Below are 17,108 nucleotides of genomic sequence, written 5' to 3'. Positions count from 1 at the left end.
GCGCACCGCTGTAGCCTGGCGGGCGCTGTGTTATCGTAGGCCCTCTTTTTTGCGTGCGATTTCACCTGGGGAGGGGGCATCGCAGGCGTCATTGAACTGGCATCACTGAACTGGAAAGGCAAACCAATGCAGCGTCTGTATCGGAAACGCATCGTTCTCGGCGTCGGCGGCGGCATTGCCGCCTACAAGAGCGCAGAGCTGGTTCGCAGGCTCCTGGACCAAGGCGCCGAAGTGCGCGTGGTCATGACACGCGGCGGCAGTGAATTCATCACCCCGCTGACCATGCAGGCCTTGTCCGGCCACCCGGTTCACCTGGACCTGCTGGACCCGGCGGCCGAGGCTGCCATGGGCCATATCGAACTGGCCAAGTGGGCCGACCTGGTGTTGATCGCCCCGGCCACTGCCGACCTGATCGCCCGCCTCGCCCAAGGTATCGCCGATGACCTGCTGACCACGCTGGTACTGGCCACCGACGCCACTGTCGCCATTGCGCCGGCCATGAACCAGGCCATGTGGCGCGACCCTGCCACCCAGGCCAACACCCAACTCCTGCAAAGCCGTGGCCTCAAGGTGTTCGGCCCGGCATCCGGCAGCCAGGCCTGCGGCGACGTCGGCATGGGCCGCATGCTTGAAGCCACCGACCTCGCACTGTGCGCCGCCGAGTGCTTCCAGCACCTGGCCCTGACCGGTAAGCACGTGCTGATCACCGCCGGCCCGACTCAGGAAAACATCGACCCGGTGCGCTACATCACCAACCATAGCTCAGGAAAAATGGGCTTTGCCTTGGCTGAAGCGGCGGTCGAGGCAGGCGCACGCGTCACCCTGATCACCGGCCCAGTGCATTTGCCGACACCCGATCGGGTCACGCGAATCGACGTCGTCAGCGCCCGCGACATGCTCGCGGCCTGTGAAGCGGCCATTCCCTGCGACCTGTTTATCGCCTCGGCTGCGGTTGCGGACTACCGCCCGGAAGTCGTTGCGCCGCAAAAGCTCAAGAAAGACCCTACGAGCGGCGACGGCCTGCTCCTGCAAATGGTGCGCAACCCAGACATTCTGGCCACCATCGCCACTCGCCCGGACCGTCCGTTCAGCGTCGGCTTTGCCGCCGAAACAGAGCACCTGCTGGACTACGCCGCACGCAAACTGAAAGACAAAAACCTCGACCTGATCGTTGCCAATGATGTCGCCAACCCGAGCATCGGCTTCAACAGCGAGGAAAACGCCTGCAGCGTGATCGACCGTGACCTGCACGCCACCCTTTTCGCCCAGACCAGCAAGGGCAAGATTGCCCGCCAACTGATCTCTTTTATCGCCCAACGGCTGAACCAGGTTTAATTTCCATGCACGCTTTGCAAGCCAAGATCCTCGACCCCCGCATCGGCAACGAATTCCCACTGCCGGCCTACGCCACCCCAGGCTCAGCCGGCCTGGACCTGCGCGCCATGCTCAAGCAAGACACCGTCCTTGAGCCGGGCCAGACCATCCTGATCCCCACCGGCCTGTCGATCTACGTCGGCGATCCGGGCCTGGCGGCTCTGATCCTGCCGCGCTCGGGCCTGGGCCACAAACACGGCATCGTGCTGGGTAACCTGGTGGGCCTGATCGATTCGGACTACCAAGGCGAGTTGATGGTGTCGTGCTGGAACCGTGGCCAGACCGCGTTCAACATCGCCGTTGGCGAACGTATTGCCCAGTTGGTGCTGGTGCCAGTCGTGCAGGCGCACTTCGAACTGGTGCAGGAATTCGACGAAACCCAACGCGGCGCAGGCGGCTTTGGGCATTCCGGCAGTCACTGACTAAGCTGAATCTGGCCGGGTGCTATTGCCCGGCTCGACGCCACCGCAAGGCTTTTCAGGACGAAGAATGCGCGGATTTTACAAGCGAGATTTCCCCAGTGAAATCAATGCATTACGCAAGCGACAAGACGGAGCGCACGCTCCGATGGCATTTTTGCACCACGAACTCTCTGCCGAAAACACCGTCATACCCTTCAGTTTGAGCCTGCCGGTCAGCCACATTAAGGCCAGCTTTGCCCCCTTCAGATGGAGTTTCCCCCCGCGATGAGTACCGCAGCCCGAGTAGCCCCGACATTCCCCGACAGCATCTTTCGCGCCTACGACATCCGTGGCGTGGTGCCCAAGACCCTGACCGCCGAAACTGCCTACTGGATTGGCCGCGCCATCGGCTCCCAAAGCCTGGCGCAGGACGAGCCGAACGTATCGGTCGGTCGTGACGGTCGGCTTTCCGGCCCCGAGTTGGTGGAGCAATTGATCCAGGGCTTGGCCGACAGCGGCTGCCACGTCAGCGACGTCGGCCTGGTGCCTACGCCTGCGCTGTACTACGCCGCCAACGTCCTGGCCGGCAAATCCGGGGTGATGCTCACGGGTAGCCACAACCCGTCGGACTACAACGGCTTCAAGATCGTCATCGCCGGCGACACCCTCGCCAACGAGCAGATCCAGGCCCTGCACGACCGCTTGAAAACCAACGACCTGACCAGCGGCAAAGGCAGCATCACCAAGGTCGACATCCTGCAGCGCTATTCCGATGAGATCACCCGCGACGTCAAACTCGCGCGCCGCCTCAAGGTGGTGGTGGACTGCGGCAACGGCGCGGCTGGTGTGATCGCCCCGCAACTGCTCGAAGCCCTGAACTGCGAAGTGATCCCGCTGTTCTGCGAAGTGGACGGCAACTTCCCCAACCATCACCCGGACCCGGGCAAGCCTGAAAACCTGGTGGACCTGATCGCCAAGGTCAAGGAAACCGGGGCCGACGTCGGCCTGGCCTTCGACGGTGACGGCGACCGCGTGGGCGTGGTGACCGAAACCGGCGAGATCGTGTTCCCGGACCGCTTGCTGATGCTGTTCGCCCGTGACGTGGTGGCGCGCAACGCCAACGCCGAGATCATCTTCGACGTGAAGTGCACCCGCCGCCTCACCCCGCTGATCAAGGAATATGGCGGTCGCCCGCTAATGTGGAAGACCGGTCACTCGTTGATCAAAAAGAAAATGAAGGAAACCGGCGCCCTGTTGGCCGGCGAAATGAGCGGTCACGTGTTCTTCAAGGAACGCTGGTTCGGCTTTGATGACGGCATTTACAGTGCCGCTCGTCTGCTGGAGATCCTCAGCAAGGAAAAATCCACCGCCGAAGAGCTGTTTCAGACCTTCCCGAATGATATTTCTACGCCAGAGATCAATATCCATGTGACCGAGGAGAGCAAATTCAGCATCATTGACGCACTGCACGATGCGCAATGGGGCGAAAGCGCCGACCTGACCCTCATTGATGGTGTGCGAGTCGATTACGCCAAAGGCTGGGGCCTGGTGCGCGCGTCCAACACCACACCGGTGCTGGTCCTGCGCTTCGAGGCGGATACCGAGGCTGAGTTGCAGCGCATCAAGGACGTGTTCCACGCCCAGTTGAAACGTGTTGCCCCTGATCTCCAATTACCGTTCTGATTTTTTACCGGAGCCCTGAATGACCCTCGAACGCGAAGCCGCTGCCAACACCGCCAAGGTCCTTTCCGAAGCGTTGCCCTACATTCGACGCTACGTCGGCAAGACGCTGGTGATCAAATACGGCGGCAATGCCATGGAAAGCGACGAGCTGAAAACCGGCTTTGCCCGCGACATCGTGTTGATGAAAGCCGTAGGGATCAACCCGGTGGTAGTGCACGGTGGCGGCCCGCAAATCGGCGACCTGCTCAAGCGCTTGTCGATCGAGAGTCACTTCATCGATGGCATGCGCGTCACTGACGCGCAAACCATGGACGTGGTGGAGATGGTCCTCGGCGGCCAGGTCAACAAGGACATTGTCAACCTGATCAACCGCCACGGCGGCAGCGCCATCGGCCTGACTGGCAAGGACGCAGAGCTGATCCGCGCGAAAAAACTGACAGTGACCCGTCAGACGCCGGAAATGACCCAGCCGGAAATCATCGACATCGGCCAGGTGGGCGAAGTGGTGGGTGTAAACACCGACCTGCTGAACCTGCTGGTCAAAGGTGACTTCATCCCAGTGATCGCACCGATCGGCGTGGGCGCCAACGGTGAGTCCTACAACATCAACGCCGACCTGGTAGCCGGCAAGGTGGCCGAAGCACTGAAGGCTGAAAAGCTGATGCTGCTGACCAACATCGCCGGCCTGATGGACAAGGAAGGCAAGGTACTGACCGGCCTGACCACTCAACAAGTGGACGAGCTGATTGCCGACGGCACCATCTACGGCGGCATGCTGCCGAAAATCCGTTGCGCGCTGGAAGCGGTGCAAGGCGGCGTGGGCAGCTCGTTGATCATCGACGGCCGCGTACCGAATGCGGTATTGCTGGAAATCTTCACCGATACCGGCATGGGCACGTTGATCAGTAATCGCAAGCGTCCTTAACCGCTGCAAACAAAAAGGCCCCGCTCAACCTGATTGAGCGGGGCCTTTTTTATGCACATTGGCTCTGCAGAAAAATAGAGACTCCCACAGAGGATGTGTGTCAGACGCCAAATTGCTCGCGGTATGCGCGAACAGCCGGCAAATGCTGCTTGAGCTGTGGATCATCTTCCAGGAACTGCAACACCTGGTTCAACGACACGATACTCACCACCGGAATGCCGAAATCACGCTCCACTTCCTGGATGGCCGACAACTCACCGTTGCCGCGCTCCTGGCGGTTCAGCGCGATCAGCACGCCCGCAGCCTTGGCGCCGTCCTGGGAGGCAATGATCTGCATCACTTCACGGATGGCAGTACCGGCCGTGATCACGTCGTCGATGATCAGCACATCGCCAGTGAGCGGCGCGCCCACCAGGCTACCGCCTTCGCCATGGGCCTTGGCCTCCTTGCGGTTGAAACACCACGGCAGATCCTGCCCGTGATGCTCGGCCAGCGCCACGGCCGTCGCAGCCGCCAGGGGAATGCCCTTGTAGGCCGGACCGAACAGTACGTCGAAGGAAATACCGCTTTCAACGATGGCTGCCGCATAGAAACGACCCAGCTGAGCCAGGGCCGAACCCGAGTTGAACAAGCCCGCATTGAAGAAGTACGGGCTGGTGCGCCCGGACTTGAGAGTGAACTCACCGAAGCGCAAAACGCCGCGATCGATGGCAAAACGAATGAAATCGCGTTGATACGCCTGCATGAAAAAAGCCTCAGATACCACGGATTTAGCTAATTAGGTAGACGGCGTGTATCATACACGCACGCGATTTTTGGGGCCATTTATGCGGATCATCAGTGTGAACGTTAATGGTATTCAGGCTGCAGTCGAGCGTGGTTTGCTCAGTTGGCTGCAAGCCCAGAATGCCGACGTCATCTGCCTGCAGGATACCCGCGCCTCCGCCTTTGAACTGGACGACCCAGCCTTCCAACTGGATGGCTACTTCCTTTATGCCTGCGATGCCGAAGTGCCCACCCAAGGTGGCGTGGCTTTGTATTCGCGGTTGCAACCCAAGGCGGTCATCAGCGGCCTCGGCTTCGAGACAGCCGACCGCTACGGGCGCTACCTGCAAGCCGATTTCGATAAGGTCAGCATCGCGACCTTGCTGCTCCCTTCGGGGCAGAACGGCGATGAAGACTTGAACCAGAAGTTCAAGCTAATGGACGATTTCGCCCGTTACCTGGATAAACAGCGACGCAAACGTCGCGAGTACATTTATTGTGGCTCGCTGTACGTGGCGCAACAGAAGCTGGATATCAAGAACTGGCGCGACAGCCAGCAATCCCCGGGCTTCCTGGCGCCAGAACGGGCCTGGATGGACGAGATTGTCGGCAACATGGGTTATGTAGATGCCCTACGCGAAGTCAGCCGCGAAGGCGACCAGTACAGCTGGTGGCCGGATAACGAACAGGCTGAGATGCTCAACCTGGGCTGGCGTTTCGACTACCAGTTGCTGACCCCAGGTCTGCGCCGGTTCGTTCGCAGTGCACGCTTGCCGCGCCAGCCACGTTTCTCGCAGCACGCGCCGCTGATCGTGGACTACGACTGGACACTGACCATCTAAGGTCTTTTTCCAGGTACAAAAAAACCGACATCGTTGTCGGTTTTTTTGTGGGCGCCCGTTATTTGACCGGACGCCAGGTAAAGGGATAGCGATAAGTGATCCCTTTATTGGCCTTGATGCCGCCAATGATCGTCAACACCAAGGTTGCGATCACCAGGACGATCATCAGGAAAAAACCCACCACGGCAAACGCCAGTACCACGCAGGCCATCCAGGCGATGGCCACGGTGATCTGGAAGTTCAGCGCTTCCTTGCCCTGGTCGTCAATGAACGCATCTTTTTCCTTCTTGAGCTGCCACAGGATCAGCGGCCCAATAACGCTGCCGAAGGGGAAGACAAACCCCAGAAACGCCGCGAAGTGACACAACATCGCACCCTGGCGCGCTTCATAGGAAGGCGTAGACACAGGCAATTGGCTGTCACTCATGGCGTTTCTCCTTGAAGCCGGTTCAGTCGGCCAGTGCGGCGTTCTGCAGTTCGAAGATCTCGGTCATGCCCTTCTGGGCCAGTGCCAGCATGGCGTTCAGTTCGGCCGGCTGGAATGGCGCGCCTTCGGCGGTGCCCTGCACTTCGATGAAACCACCGGTGCTGGTCATTACCACGTTCAGGTCGGTCTCGGCGGCCGAGTCCTCCAGGTAGTCCAGGTCCAGCACAGGCTCGCCCTGGTACATACCCACCGAAACGGCGGCGATCATTTGCTTGAGTGGGTCACCGCCTTTGAGGCCGCCACGCTTCTTGATCACTTTCAGCGCGTCAACCAGGGCCACCATGGCGCCGGTGATGGACGCGGTACGGGTGCCTCCATCGGCCTGGATCACGTCGCAGTCGACGTACAGGGTCACGTCGCCCAGCTTGGACATGTCCAAGGCTGCACGCAGGGAGCGGCCGATCAGGCGCTGGATTTCCAGGGTGCGCCCGCCTTGCTTGCCACGGCTGGCCTCACGCTGGTTACGCTCGCCGGTCGCGCGCGGCAGCATGCCGTATTCGGCGGTCAACCAGCCCTGGCCCTGGCCTTTCAGGAAGCGTGGCACGCCATTTTCGACGCTGACGGTGCAGATAACCTTGGTATCGCCAAACTCGACCAGTACAGAACCCTCGGCGTGTTTGGTGTAGTTGCGGGTGATGCGGATCGAGCGGAGCTGATCGGCAACGCGACCACTTGGACGTTTCATAGGGGATACCTGTACTGAGGACAAAAACTGCCGAGCATTATAGAGCCGCGAGCCGATTCGGGGCACTTCTAAAAATTCGGTTACGAATGGCCGGGCTGACGCCCATTGTTTGGGCGCGCTCGCCCCACTGCGCTACAATCCTGCGCCTTCTTAACCATCAGCCCGTGTTTGCGGGACTGCAACGCGAGGTACCTCCATGGTGCACAGCATGACCGCCTTCGCCCGCGTCGAAAAAGCCGGCGTCCAAGGCACCCTGAGCTGGGAACTGCGCTCGGTCAACAGCCGTTACCTGGAGCCGCACCTGCGCCTGCCGGAATCATTCCGCGACCTCGAAGGCGCCGTACGTGAAGCGCTGCGCCAAGGCATTTCCCGCGGCAAGCTGGAATGCACCCTGCGCTTTACCGAAGAAACCACCGGCAAGGCCTTGCAGATTGACCGCGACCGCGCCGCGCAACTGGTTGCCGCCGCCGAGACCATCGCCAGCCTGATCAAACAGCCCGCAGCACTGAACCCACTGGAAGTACTGGCCTGGCCGGGCGTATTGGTGGCCGACGCCACCGACCCGCAAGCCCTCAACGCCGAAGCCCTCGCCCTGTTCAACCAGGGTTTGAAGGAGCTCAAGGCTGGCCGCGAACGCGAAGGCGCCGAACTGGCCCGCCTGATCAACGAACGCCTGACCGCCATCGAAGAGGATGTGGTCACCCTGCGTGAACTGGTACCGCAGATGCTCGCCACCCAGCGCCAGAAGGTCCTCGACCGCTTTACCGACATGAAGGCCGACCTCGACCCGACGCGCCTTGAGCAGGAAATGGTGCTGCTCGCCCAGAAGAGTGACGTCGCCGAAGAGCTCGACCGCCTGAGCACCCACATTCTTGAAGTACGTCGTGTGCTCAAGTCTGCCGGTGCCGCCGGTCGGCGCCTGGACTTCCTGATGCAGGAACTCAACCGCGAAGCCAATACACTGGGCTCCAAGGCATTTGACCCGCGCAGCACCCAGGCTGCGGTCAACCTCAAAGTGTTGATCGAGCAGATGCGCGAACAAGTACAGAATATTGAGTAAGGCAACTTCCATGACCCACAGCACCGGCACCCTTTACATCATTTCCGCCCCTTCGGGCGCGGGCAAGAGCAGCCTGGTCAAGGCCCTGACCGACGCTGACGACCAGATCCGCATCTCGGTCTCGCACACCACCCGCGCCATGCGCCCGGGCGAGGTGAACGGCGTGCACTATCACTTCGTCGAGCGCACCGAGTTCGTCAAGATGATCGAACACGGCGACTTCCTCGAGCGCGCCGAAGTGTTCGGCAACCTCTACGGCACCTCGCAAAGCCACCTGCAGCAGACCCTGGATGAAGGCCACGACCTGATCCTGGAAATCGACTGGCAGGGCGCCGAGCAAGTGCGCCAGTTGATGCCAAAGGCGCGTTCGATCTTCATCCTGCCGCCATCGCTTGAAGCGTTGCATCAGCGCCTGACCAACCGTGGCCAGGACAGCGACGAGATCATCGAAGGCCGCATGCGCGAAGCCGTCAGCGAAATGAGCCACTACGTCGACTACGACTACCTGATCATCAACGACGATTTCGCCCACGCCCTGGATGATCTGAAGGCGATTTTCCGCACCAATCAGCTCCAGCAGAAGCGCCAACAACAGCGTTTTGGCAAATTGCTCGCCGAATTGCTGGGCTGATTGGCTCTTCCCAAAACCGCTGCAAGGGCTTTACATTGGTGCTTGCAGCGGTTTGACGAGGGCTCGCGGAAAATCAGCGCTTCCCTAAACGCTGGTGATTTTTTAAACTGCTCAGTCCGCTCGCCCAACCGGGCAGCGCGCATCTTGCATTCGCTCCGAGGAATACCATGGCCCGCGTAACCGTTGAAGACTGCCTAGAACACGTGGATAACCGCTTTGAGCTGGTCATGCTCTCTACCAAGCGTGCCCGTCAACTGGCCACTGGCGGCAAAGAGCCCCTGGTCCAGTGGGAAAACGACAAGCCTACCGTTGTAGCCCTGCGTGAAATCGCTGAAGGCCTGATGAGCTACGAGTTCATCGCCAACGCCGAAATCGTTGAAGACGAACCGCTGTTTGCAGCGTTCGAGGACGAGTCCAACGAGGCCGTCTAAGCCTATGCCTGGTCGACGTAGCACGGCGCGGGGTCAACGCATGCGGCAGGAGTCAATCCTATGCCGAGCATAGACGCCCTCGCCGATCGCTTATCGGCCTACCTCGGCCCAGACCAGGTCAACCTGGTCCGCCGAGCGTATTTCTACGCCGAACAAGCCCACGACGGCCAACGCCGCCGTAGTGGCGAGGCGTACGTCACCCATCCTCTTGCGGTGGCCAATATTCTTGCCGACATGCACATGGACCATCAGAGCCTGATGGCCGCGATGCTGCATGACGTGATCGAAGACACCGGCATCGCCAAGGAAGCGCTCAGTGCGCAATTTGGCGAGACCGTGGCCGAACTGGTCGACGGGGTCAGCAAACTGACCCAGATGAACTTCGAGACCAAGGCCGAAGCCCAGGCGGAAAACTTCCAGAAGATGGCCATGGCCATGGCCCGCGATATTCGCGTGATCCTGGTCAAGCTGGCTGACCGGCTGCACAACATGCGCACGCTGGAAGTGCTGTCCGGCGAAAAACGCCGGCGCATCGCCAAGGAAACCCTGGAAATCTACGCGCCCATCGCCAACCGGCTGGGCATGCACGCCATTCGCATCGAATTTGAAGACCTCGGTTTCAAGGCCATGCACCCGATGCGTTCGGCGCGCATCTACCAGGCCGTCAAGCGCGCCCGGGGCAACCGCAAGGAAATCGTCAACAAGATCGAAGAGTCCCTGAGCCATTGCCTGGCGATCGATGAGATCGAAGGTGAAGTCAGCGGCCGACAGAAGCATATCTACGGCATCTACAAGAAGATGCGCGGCAAGCGCCGGGCCTTCAACGAGATCATGGACGTGTACGCGTTCCGGATCATCGTCGACAAGGTCGACACGTGCTACCGCGTGCTGGGCGCTGTGCATAATTTGTACAAACCCCTGCCGGGCCGCTTCAAGGATTACATCGCCATTCCCAAGGCCAACGGCTATCAGTCGCTGCATACCACGCTGTTTGGTATGCACGGGGTGCCGATCGAGATCCAGATCCGCACCCGCGAAATGGAAGAGATGGCCAACAACGGCATCGCTGCCCATTGGTTGTACAAATCCAGCGGCGACGAGCAGCCCAAGGGCACCCACGCCCGCGCGCGCCAGTGGGTCAAGGGCGTGCTGGAAATGCAGCAACGTGCCGGCAACTCACTCGAATTTATCGAGAGCGTGAAGATCGACCTGTTCCCGGACGAGGTCTACGTGTTCACGCCCAAAGGCCGGATCATGGAGCTGCCCAAAGGCTCCACGGCGGTCGACTTTGCCTACGCGGTGCACACCGACGTGGGCAACAGCTGCATCGCCTGCCGGATCAACCGGCGCCTGGCCCCGCTGTCGGAACCACTGCAAAGCGGCTCCACGGTGGAGATCGTCAGTGCACCGGGCGCACGTCCGAACCCGGCTTGGCTCAACTTCGTAGTCACCGGCAAGGCGCGTACGCACATTCGCCACGCCCTGAAACTGCAGCGTCGCTCCGAGTCCATCAGCCTGGGCGAACGCCTGCTGAACAAAGTGCTAAACGGCTTCGACAGCGCCCTGGACAAGATCCCGGCCGAGCGCGTGCAAGCAATGCTCCACGAGTACCGCCAGGAAACCATCGAAGACCTGCTTGAAGATATCGGCCTGGGCAACCGCATGGCCTACGTTGTCGCCCGCCGCCTGCTGGGCGAAGGCGAACAGCTGCCGAGCCCCGAAGGCCCGCTGGCGATTCGCGGCACCGAAGGCCTGGTACTCAGCTACGCCAAGTGCTGCACGCCGATTCCAGGCGACCCGATTGTTGGCCACCTGTCCGCAGGCAAAGGCATGGTGGTGCACTTGGACAACTGCCGCAACATCACCGAAATCCGCCACAACCCGGAAAAATGCATCCAGCTCTCGTGGGCCAAGGATGTCACCGGCGAATTCAACGTCGAGCTGCGTGTAGAGCTGGAACACCAGCGCGGCCTGATCGCCCTGCTGGCCAGCAGCGTGAACGCGGCCGATGGCAATATCGAGAAAATCAGCATGGACGAACGCGATGGTCGCATCAGCGTCGTCCAACTGGTGGTCAGCGTACACGACCGTGTGCACCTGGCCCGCGTGATCAAGAAACTGCGCGCCTTGACCGGTGTGATCCGCATCACCCGCATGCGTGCATAGCCGATCCATTACAAGGAGTCATTCATGACCAAGACTGTTATCACCAGCGACAAGGCCCCGGCTGCCATCGGCACCTACTCCCAGGCCATCAAGGCGGGCAACACCGTCTACATGTCCGGCCAGATCCCGCTGGACCCAAAGACCATGGAACTGGTGGAAGGCTTCGAAGCCCAGACCGTACAGGTCTTCGAGAACCTCAAGTCCGTGGCTGAAGCTGCCGGCGGTTCGTTCAAGGACATCGTCAAACTGAACATCTTCCTCACCGACCTGAGCCACTTCGCCAAGGTCAACGAGATCATGGGCAAGTACTTCGAACAGCCATACCCAGCCCGCGCCGCCATCGGCGTTGCTGCCCTGCCAAAGGGCGCACAGGTTGAGATGGACGCGATTCTGGTCATCGAGTAAAACACCCGGCGCAGCTTTCCCCAGGCTGCGCCGACCCTGTTTCAGAAGGATTTCGTAATGCGCAAAGCGCTTGTAGCCTCATCATTGCTCACCCTGCTGCTCGGCGGCTGCGCCAGCAACCCCGCCGACCTGGACGTGAGCGGCACCTGGATCAACCAGGTCGCCATCGATGCGGCTGCCAAAGGCGGCCCTTTGCGTGAAGCCCTGCAAAGCTTTGGCCCGAACCTCGAATGGGAGGTCAACCCCAAGGCATCGCAGGCGCGCTACTACAACGGTTTTGAAGTAGCGGAAGGCAAGTTGCTGGGTGAAAAATCCGGCGCCTGGAGCGTGGACTTCTACGGCAGCTCCGCCACCGAACTCAAGCGCAAGGGCAAACAACTGCTGCAAGTGGCCAACGACAATGAGCCTGAGCAACTGTTTGCACGCCCCAAAGAGCCAGCGCCGGAAGGCGCGCCGCTGGGCGCCAACTTCGAGCGTGCACTGTATGCGGCCTACATGGGCGGCGACTGGAAGATCACCGACGGCTTCGGCAGCGGCGCCATTGTGCAGTTCCAGGCCAACGGCAAAGTTGCCGGCCTGCCCAATGTTGACCAGTACTCGTTGTGCCTGGCGGGTGATTGCGCGTCCATGAGCGGCGGCTATGACAGTATCTGGCTGCAACTGAATGGCCAGGGCAACCCGTGGATCTTTGTGCGCAAGGGCAAGCAGCTGGAAATCTTCCAAGCAGTCAACACAGCGCAGACGGATGAGGTGCCTCAGTTCACCCCCGGCCCTCGCCAATGGTTGCTTGAAAAGCAATAACCACCCAAACAGAGATCCAATTGTGGGAGCGGGCTTGCTCGCGAAAGCGGTGTATCAGAAGCACATTCAGTGACTGGCACTCCGCATTCGCGAGCAAGCCCGCTCCCACATTTTCGAACGCATTTCAGCCTTTGAGGATTGCTGCATACCCTTCGCGATAGGTTGGATAGGTCGGCATCCAACCCAAAGCCTTAGCCCGCGCATTACTGCATTGCTTGCTCCCAGCCCGTCGCACACTGGCATCCTCAGCCCACTCGGTCACGCCCAGATACTCACGCAACCAACCTACCACCTCGGCCAACGGCGCGGGCGCATCGTCGACGCCGATGTAAATCTTGTCCAACGAACCACCCTTTTCCACATGCCGCAGCAAAAACGCCAGCAGCCCCGCCGCGTCATCCGCATGAATGCGATTGCCATATAAAGGTGGGTCAATCGCCACGCGGTATCCTTGGCGAACCCGGGTCAACAGCGACTCGCGACCGGGCCCATAAATGCCGGTGAGACGCACAATGCTTGCCGGGATGCCGCTATTGAGCGCCACCTGCTCAGCCTCCAGCATCACCTGCCCTGAATATCCCTTCGCCTGGGTGTCGGACGTTTCGTCGACCTTTTCGCCATTCTGCTGCCCATACACACTGCTGCTGGATACAAAGATCAGGTGCTTGGGCTCTTGGCCGTAGTCCTGCAGCCACTCCAGCACATGCTTGAGCCCTTGCACGTAAGCCGCGCGATACCCGGCTTCGTCGTGGTCGGTGGCGGCTGCGCAATACACCAGGTAATCCACCCCACCAATAGGCCAGGTGTCAGGGCAATCCTTGTTGAACAGATCGCCAGCAATGCCGATCACCCCTTCGGGCAGCCGCGAAATATTACGCCGCAGGCCGTGAACCTCCCAGTCCGAGGCGAGCAATTGGCTGGCCAGCCGGCTCCCCACATCGCCACAGCCAGCAATCACAACAGAAGGCGCAGACATCACAAAACTCCGTACTTAAAGGTCTAGATTAGCCGTCGCAGATGACAGGCGGCCAGAAAAAGGGCAAATAAAGTAACTGTATTACTTCTGTTAACAAGAATTACTTGCAATAATAACCGCCCATTTGTCCTCGGCCTCCCAGGTCTGGAAGGACGATCACTCATTTTTTCCTCTCAGGTCCGGCCAGCATGACACGTAATACAAACCCCGCTTCGCCAACCACATTCCGCGCCTGGCGCGCGATTGCCGTAGTGCTGTTCAGCGTGCTGCTGGCGCCGACCGCCGCTTTCGCTGACGCCACCGCCCCGGCCACCCCGGCTGCTGCCGAGCACAGCACTGCAGCCCCGGCTGCTGCTCCAGCCGCTACCGATCCAGCCCTGGCTGCCGACCCGGCCTCCGCTGACGACACCGGCGTAGTCCTGGAAGAAGACAACACCCTGGGCATGGCCCACGACCTGTCGCCGTGGGGCATGTACCAGAATGCTGACGTGGTGGTGAAAGCCGTGATGATCGGCCTGGCCATCGCCTCGATCATCACCTGGACCATCTGGATCGCCAAAGGCTTTGAGCTGCTGGGCGCCAAGCGCCGCCTGCGCACTGAAATCGTCCACCTGAAAAAGGCCACCACCCTCAAGGAAGCGAGCGAAACCGCGACCAAGAAGGGCACCCTGGCCAATACCCTGGTGCACGATGCGCTGGAAGAAATGCGCCTGTCGGCCAACACCCGCGAAAAAGAAGGCATCAAGGAGCGTGTGGCTTTCCGCCTGGAGCGCCTGGTTGCGGCCTGCGGTCGTAACATGAGCAGCGGCACCGGCGTGCTGGCAACCATCGGTTCTACCGCGCCGTTCGTCGGCCTGTTCGGTACCGTGTGGGGCATCATGAACAGCTTCATCGGCATCGCCAAAACCCAGACCACCAACCTTGCCGTCGTTGCCCCAGGCATCGCCGAAGCCCTGCTGGCAACGGCCCTAGGCCTGGTCGCGGCCATTCCTGCGGTGGTGATCTACAACGTCTTCGCCCGTTCGATCGCCGGCTACAAAGCACAGGTATCGGACGCGTCGGCAGAAGTCCTGCTGCTGGTCAGCCGCGACCTCGACCACCTGCCTACCGAGCGCAGCTCGCAACCGCACATGGTGAAAGTGGGGTAATCGGCCATGGGCCTGCATTTGAATCAAGGCGACGACGAACTCGTCGAGAACCACGAAATCAACGTCACGCCGTTTATCGACGTGATGCTGGTGCTGCTGATCATCTTCATGGTGGCTGCTCCGCTGGCGACCGTGGACATCAAGGTCGACCTGCCCGCCTCCACCGCCAAGCCGGCGCCGCGGCCAGAGAAACCGGTGTTCCTCAGCGTCAAGGCGGACCAACGTCTGTTCCTGGGCGAAGAAGAGGTCAAATCCGAGACCCTGGGCCAGGTGCTGGACGCCAAGACCCAAGGCAAGAAAGATACGACGATCTTCTTCCAGGCCGACAAAGGCGTGGACTACGGCGACCTGATGAGCGTGATGGATGCCCTGCGGGCAGCCGGCTACCTCAAGGTAGGCCTGGTCGGACTTGAGACGGCAGCCAAGAAATGATCACGACGCGCCACAAACTGACGCGTTATGGCACCAGCCTCGCCGTCGTGCTGGGCGTGCATGCCGTCGCGATTGCTATCGCGCTCCATTGGTCAGCGCCGCACACGGTGCAGTTGCCGCCGGCTGCCATGGTCATCGACCTGGCGCCGATGCCAGCGCCGCCGCCGCCGGCACCGCCCAAGGTGATCACGCCGCCGCAACCGCCGACGCCGGTCGAAGAGCTGCCCCTGCCGAAGCTGGCAGAGGCGCCCAAACCGACGATCCAGGTGCCCAAGCCGGTCAAGCCCAAGCCGAAACCACAACCGCCCAAGCCGGTAGAGAAGAAGATCGAGCCGCCCAAGGAGAAACCTTCCGAGGACCCGCCGAGCGACGCTCCGCCGACCAACGCGCCGGCTGAAAAATCGGCCCAGCCCGTGCCCGGCCCATCGCCGCAACAGGTCGCGGCCAAAGCATCCTGGGAAGGCACCCTGCTGGCGCACTTGCAGAAGTACAAGAAGTACCCGCCAGGTGCCCAGGCCCGTGGCAAGGAAGGCCTGAACCGCCTGCGGTTCGTGGTTGATGCTGACGGCAACGTGCTGTCCTACGAGTTGGTGGGCCGCTCCGGCAACGCCGACCTGGACCGCGCCACCCTGGACATGATCCGTCGTGCCCAGCCGCTGCCCAAGCCGCCGGCCGACATGCTCAAGGGTGGCAGCATCGAGATCGTTGCACCGTTTGTGTACAACATCGAGAAGCGTCGCCGCTAAAAGCCTGAAGGCGGGCTTGTGTGGGAGCGGGCTTGCTCGCGAAAGCGGAGTGTCAGTTGATACATTCATCACTGGCATACCGCCTTCGCGAGCAAGCCCGCTCCCACATTTAATTGCGTACAACTCTCCAAGTCCCCGCTCAATCCCCAACAAAGTTCTGATAACGTGCGTCTATCGATTGCAGCCGGTATGCTTGGCTCGCAACCTCATGGACGCCCGCTATGACTCTTACAGAATTACGCTACATCGTTACCCTCGCCCAAGAGCAGCACTTCGGCCATGCGGCCGAGCGTTGCCACGTCAGCCAGCCGACGCTGTCGGTGGGCGTGAAGAAGCTTGAAGACGAACTCGGTGTGCTGATTTTCGAGCGCAGCAAAAGCGCCGTGCGCCTCACCCCCGTGGGCGAAGGCATCGTTGCCCAGGCCCAGAAGGTCTTGGAACAAGCGCAAAGCATTCGCGAGCTGGCCCAGGCCGGCAAGAACCAGCTGACGGCTCCGCTGAAAGTCGGCGCCATCTACACCGTCGGCCCGTACCTGTTCCCGCACCTGATCCCACAATTGCATCGCGTCGCACCACAGATGCCGCTGTATATCGAAGAAAACTTCACCCACGTACTGCGCGACAAACTGCGCAACGGCGAGCTGGACGCGATCATCATCGCCCTGCCGTTCAACGAGGCGGATGTACTCACCTTGCCGCTCTACGACGAGCCTTTCTACGTGTTGATGCCTGCATCCCACCCGTGGACGCAAAAAGACACCATCGACGCCGGCCTGCTCAACGACAAGAGCCTGCTGCTGCTGGGCGAAGGCCATTGCTTCCGCGACCAGGTACTCGAAGCCTGCCCGACCCTGACCAAGGGCAACGACGGCGCCAAGCACACCACCGTGGAATCCAGTTCCCTGGAAACCATCCGCCACATGGTCGCGTCCGGCCTGGGCATTTCGATCCTGCCGCTGTCGGCAGTCGACAGCCATCACTACGCCCCTGGCGTGATCGAAGTGCGTCCGCTGACGCCGCCGGTGCCGTTCCGTACCGTGGCCATCGCCTGGCGTGCCAGTTTCCCACGGCCGAAAGCCATTGAGATCCTCGCCGACTCGATCCGCCTGTGTTCGGTGGCCAAGCCGCCCGCTGCGAGCTAAGTAGACGT

At 60.9% G+C, this 17,108-nt stretch carries 18 protein-coding genes and 1 pseudogene; 15 read left to right on the top strand and 4 right to left on the bottom strand.

What is annotated here, in order from left to right:
- Window positions 1-126 precede the first annotated feature (126 nt).
- The 4 genes and pseudogenes from coaBC (at window position 127) to argB (ending at window position 4,383) form a co-directional block, all read left to right on the top strand.
- Complete coding sequence (gene coaBC, locus HF257_RS17235) at window positions 127-1,335, top strand: bifunctional phosphopantothenoylcysteine decarboxylase/phosphopantothenate--cysteine ligase CoaBC (protein ID WP_016970585.1); 1,209 nt, start codon at window positions 127-129, stop codon at window positions 1,333-1,335.
- A 5-nt stretch (window positions 1,336-1,340) separates the two neighbouring features.
- Window positions 1,341-1,796 (top strand): dUTP diphosphatase, encoded by a 456-nt coding sequence (dut, locus tag HF257_RS17230; protein ID WP_095013997.1) that lies wholly within the window; start codon window positions 1,341-1,343, stop codon window positions 1,794-1,796.
- A gap of 240 nt (window positions 1,797-2,036) precedes the next feature.
- Window positions 2,037-3,458: pseudogene (locus tag HF257_RS17225) on the top strand (phosphomannomutase/phosphoglucomutase); the annotation flags it as partial.
- Window positions 3,459-3,477: 19 nt separating this feature from the next.
- Window positions 3,478-4,383 carry an acetylglutamate kinase gene (gene argB, locus HF257_RS17220; RefSeq protein ID WP_016975925.1) on the top strand — a complete coding sequence of 302 codons (906 nt, stop codon included), beginning with the start codon at window positions 3,478-3,480 and terminating at the stop codon, window positions 4,381-4,383.
- A gap of 100 nt (window positions 4,384-4,483) precedes the next feature.
- On the opposite strand, the gene pyrE is transcribed toward argB, so the two are convergent.
- Window positions 4,484-5,128 (bottom strand): orotate phosphoribosyltransferase, encoded by a 645-nt coding sequence (gene pyrE, locus HF257_RS17215; RefSeq protein WP_003195489.1) that lies wholly within the window; start codon window positions 5,126-5,128, stop codon window positions 4,484-4,486.
- A gap of 82 nt (window positions 5,129-5,210) precedes the next feature.
- Between pyrE and HF257_RS17210 the strand changes: the two genes are divergently transcribed.
- Window positions 5,211-5,990: an exodeoxyribonuclease III gene (locus HF257_RS17210; RefSeq protein WP_003195493.1), complete on the top strand. Its 780-nt coding sequence runs from the start codon at window positions 5,211-5,213 to the stop codon at window positions 5,988-5,990.
- A 58-nt stretch (window positions 5,991-6,048) separates the two neighbouring features.
- On the opposite strand, the gene HF257_RS17205 is transcribed toward HF257_RS17210, so the two are convergent.
- Together HF257_RS17205 and rph are read right to left on the bottom strand one after the other, a co-directional pair.
- The gene (locus HF257_RS17205) at window positions 6,049-6,417 is read right to left on the bottom strand and encodes a DUF4870 domain-containing protein (RefSeq protein ID WP_185709990.1); all 369 of its coding nucleotides are present in this window, start codon (window positions 6,415-6,417) and stop codon (window positions 6,049-6,051) included.
- Between the two features lie 22 nt (window positions 6,418-6,439).
- The gene (gene rph, locus HF257_RS17200) at window positions 6,440-7,162 is read right to left on the bottom strand and encodes a ribonuclease PH (RefSeq protein ID WP_017735760.1); all 723 of its coding nucleotides are present in this window, start codon (window positions 7,160-7,162) and stop codon (window positions 6,440-6,442) included.
- A 196-nt stretch (window positions 7,163-7,358) separates the two neighbouring features.
- On the opposite strand from rph, the gene HF257_RS17195 reads away from it, so the two are divergent.
- The 6 genes from HF257_RS17195 to HF257_RS17170 all read left to right on the top strand — a co-directional run bounded on the left by HF257_RS17195 (window position 7,359) and on the right by HF257_RS17170 (window position 12,656).
- A complete protein-coding gene (locus HF257_RS17195) occupies window positions 7,359-8,222 on the top strand; it encodes a YicC/YloC family endoribonuclease (protein WP_185709991.1) in 864 nt (287 codons plus the stop codon).
- Window positions 8,223-8,232: 10 nt separating this feature from the next.
- A complete protein-coding gene (gene gmk / locus HF257_RS17190) occupies window positions 8,233-8,853 on the top strand; it encodes a guanylate kinase (RefSeq protein ID WP_185709992.1) in 621 nt (206 codons plus the stop codon).
- A gap of 167 nt (window positions 8,854-9,020) precedes the next feature.
- Complete coding sequence (gene rpoZ / locus HF257_RS17185; protein WP_003176920.1) at window positions 9,021-9,284, top strand: DNA-directed RNA polymerase subunit omega; 264 nt, start codon at window positions 9,021-9,023, stop codon at window positions 9,282-9,284.
- Between the two features lie 60 nt (window positions 9,285-9,344).
- Window positions 9,345-11,450: a bifunctional GTP diphosphokinase/guanosine-3',5'-bis pyrophosphate 3'-pyrophosphohydrolase gene (gene spoT, locus HF257_RS17180; RefSeq protein ID WP_056860838.1), complete on the top strand. Its 2,106-nt coding sequence runs from the start codon at window positions 9,345-9,347 to the stop codon at window positions 11,448-11,450.
- A 24-nt stretch (window positions 11,451-11,474) separates the two neighbouring features.
- Window positions 11,475-11,855 (top strand): RidA family protein, encoded by a 381-nt coding sequence (locus HF257_RS17175; protein ID WP_003176922.1) that lies wholly within the window; start codon window positions 11,475-11,477, stop codon window positions 11,853-11,855.
- A gap of 57 nt (window positions 11,856-11,912) precedes the next feature.
- Window positions 11,913-12,656 carry a hypothetical protein gene (locus HF257_RS17170; RefSeq protein WP_185709993.1) on the top strand — a complete coding sequence of 248 codons (744 nt, stop codon included), beginning with the start codon at window positions 11,913-11,915 and terminating at the stop codon, window positions 12,654-12,656.
- 124 nt (window positions 12,657-12,780) lie between these two features.
- Here the strand turns inward: HF257_RS17170 and HF257_RS17165 are convergent, their stop codons facing one another.
- A complete protein-coding gene (locus tag HF257_RS17165) occupies window positions 12,781-13,632 on the bottom strand; it encodes an SDR family oxidoreductase (protein WP_185709994.1) in 852 nt (283 codons plus the stop codon).
- Between the two features lie 188 nt (window positions 13,633-13,820).
- Between HF257_RS17165 and exbB the strand changes: the two genes are divergently transcribed.
- From exbB to HF257_RS17145, 4 genes are all read left to right on the top strand, one after another.
- Window positions 13,821-14,780 (top strand): tonB-system energizer ExbB, encoded by a 960-nt coding sequence (exbB, locus tag HF257_RS17160; protein WP_185709995.1) that lies wholly within the window; start codon window positions 13,821-13,823, stop codon window positions 14,778-14,780.
- Window positions 14,781-14,786: 6 nt separating this feature from the next.
- Entirely contained in the window at window positions 14,787-15,212 is a 426-nt protein-coding gene (gene exbD, locus HF257_RS17155; protein WP_135289310.1) for a TonB system transport protein ExbD, read from the top strand.
- Window positions 15,209-15,958, top strand: coding sequence for a TonB family protein (locus HF257_RS17150; protein ID WP_185709996.1), 750 nt, complete (start codon window positions 15,209-15,211; stop codon window positions 15,956-15,958). The genes exbD and HF257_RS17150 overlap by 4 nt, the downstream gene beginning before the upstream one ends.
- 221 nt (window positions 15,959-16,179) lie before the next feature.
- The gene (locus HF257_RS17145) at window positions 16,180-17,100 is read left to right on the top strand and encodes a hydrogen peroxide-inducible genes activator (protein WP_015886540.1); all 921 of its coding nucleotides are present in this window, start codon (window positions 16,180-16,182) and stop codon (window positions 17,098-17,100) included.
- Window positions 17,101-17,108: the final 8 nt, after the last annotated feature.

It is taken from the genome of Pseudomonas cremoris, assembly GCF_014230465.1.
The sequence above is the reverse complement of the archived record's forward strand: the minus strand, read 5'-3'. Positions and strand labels throughout refer to the sequence as shown.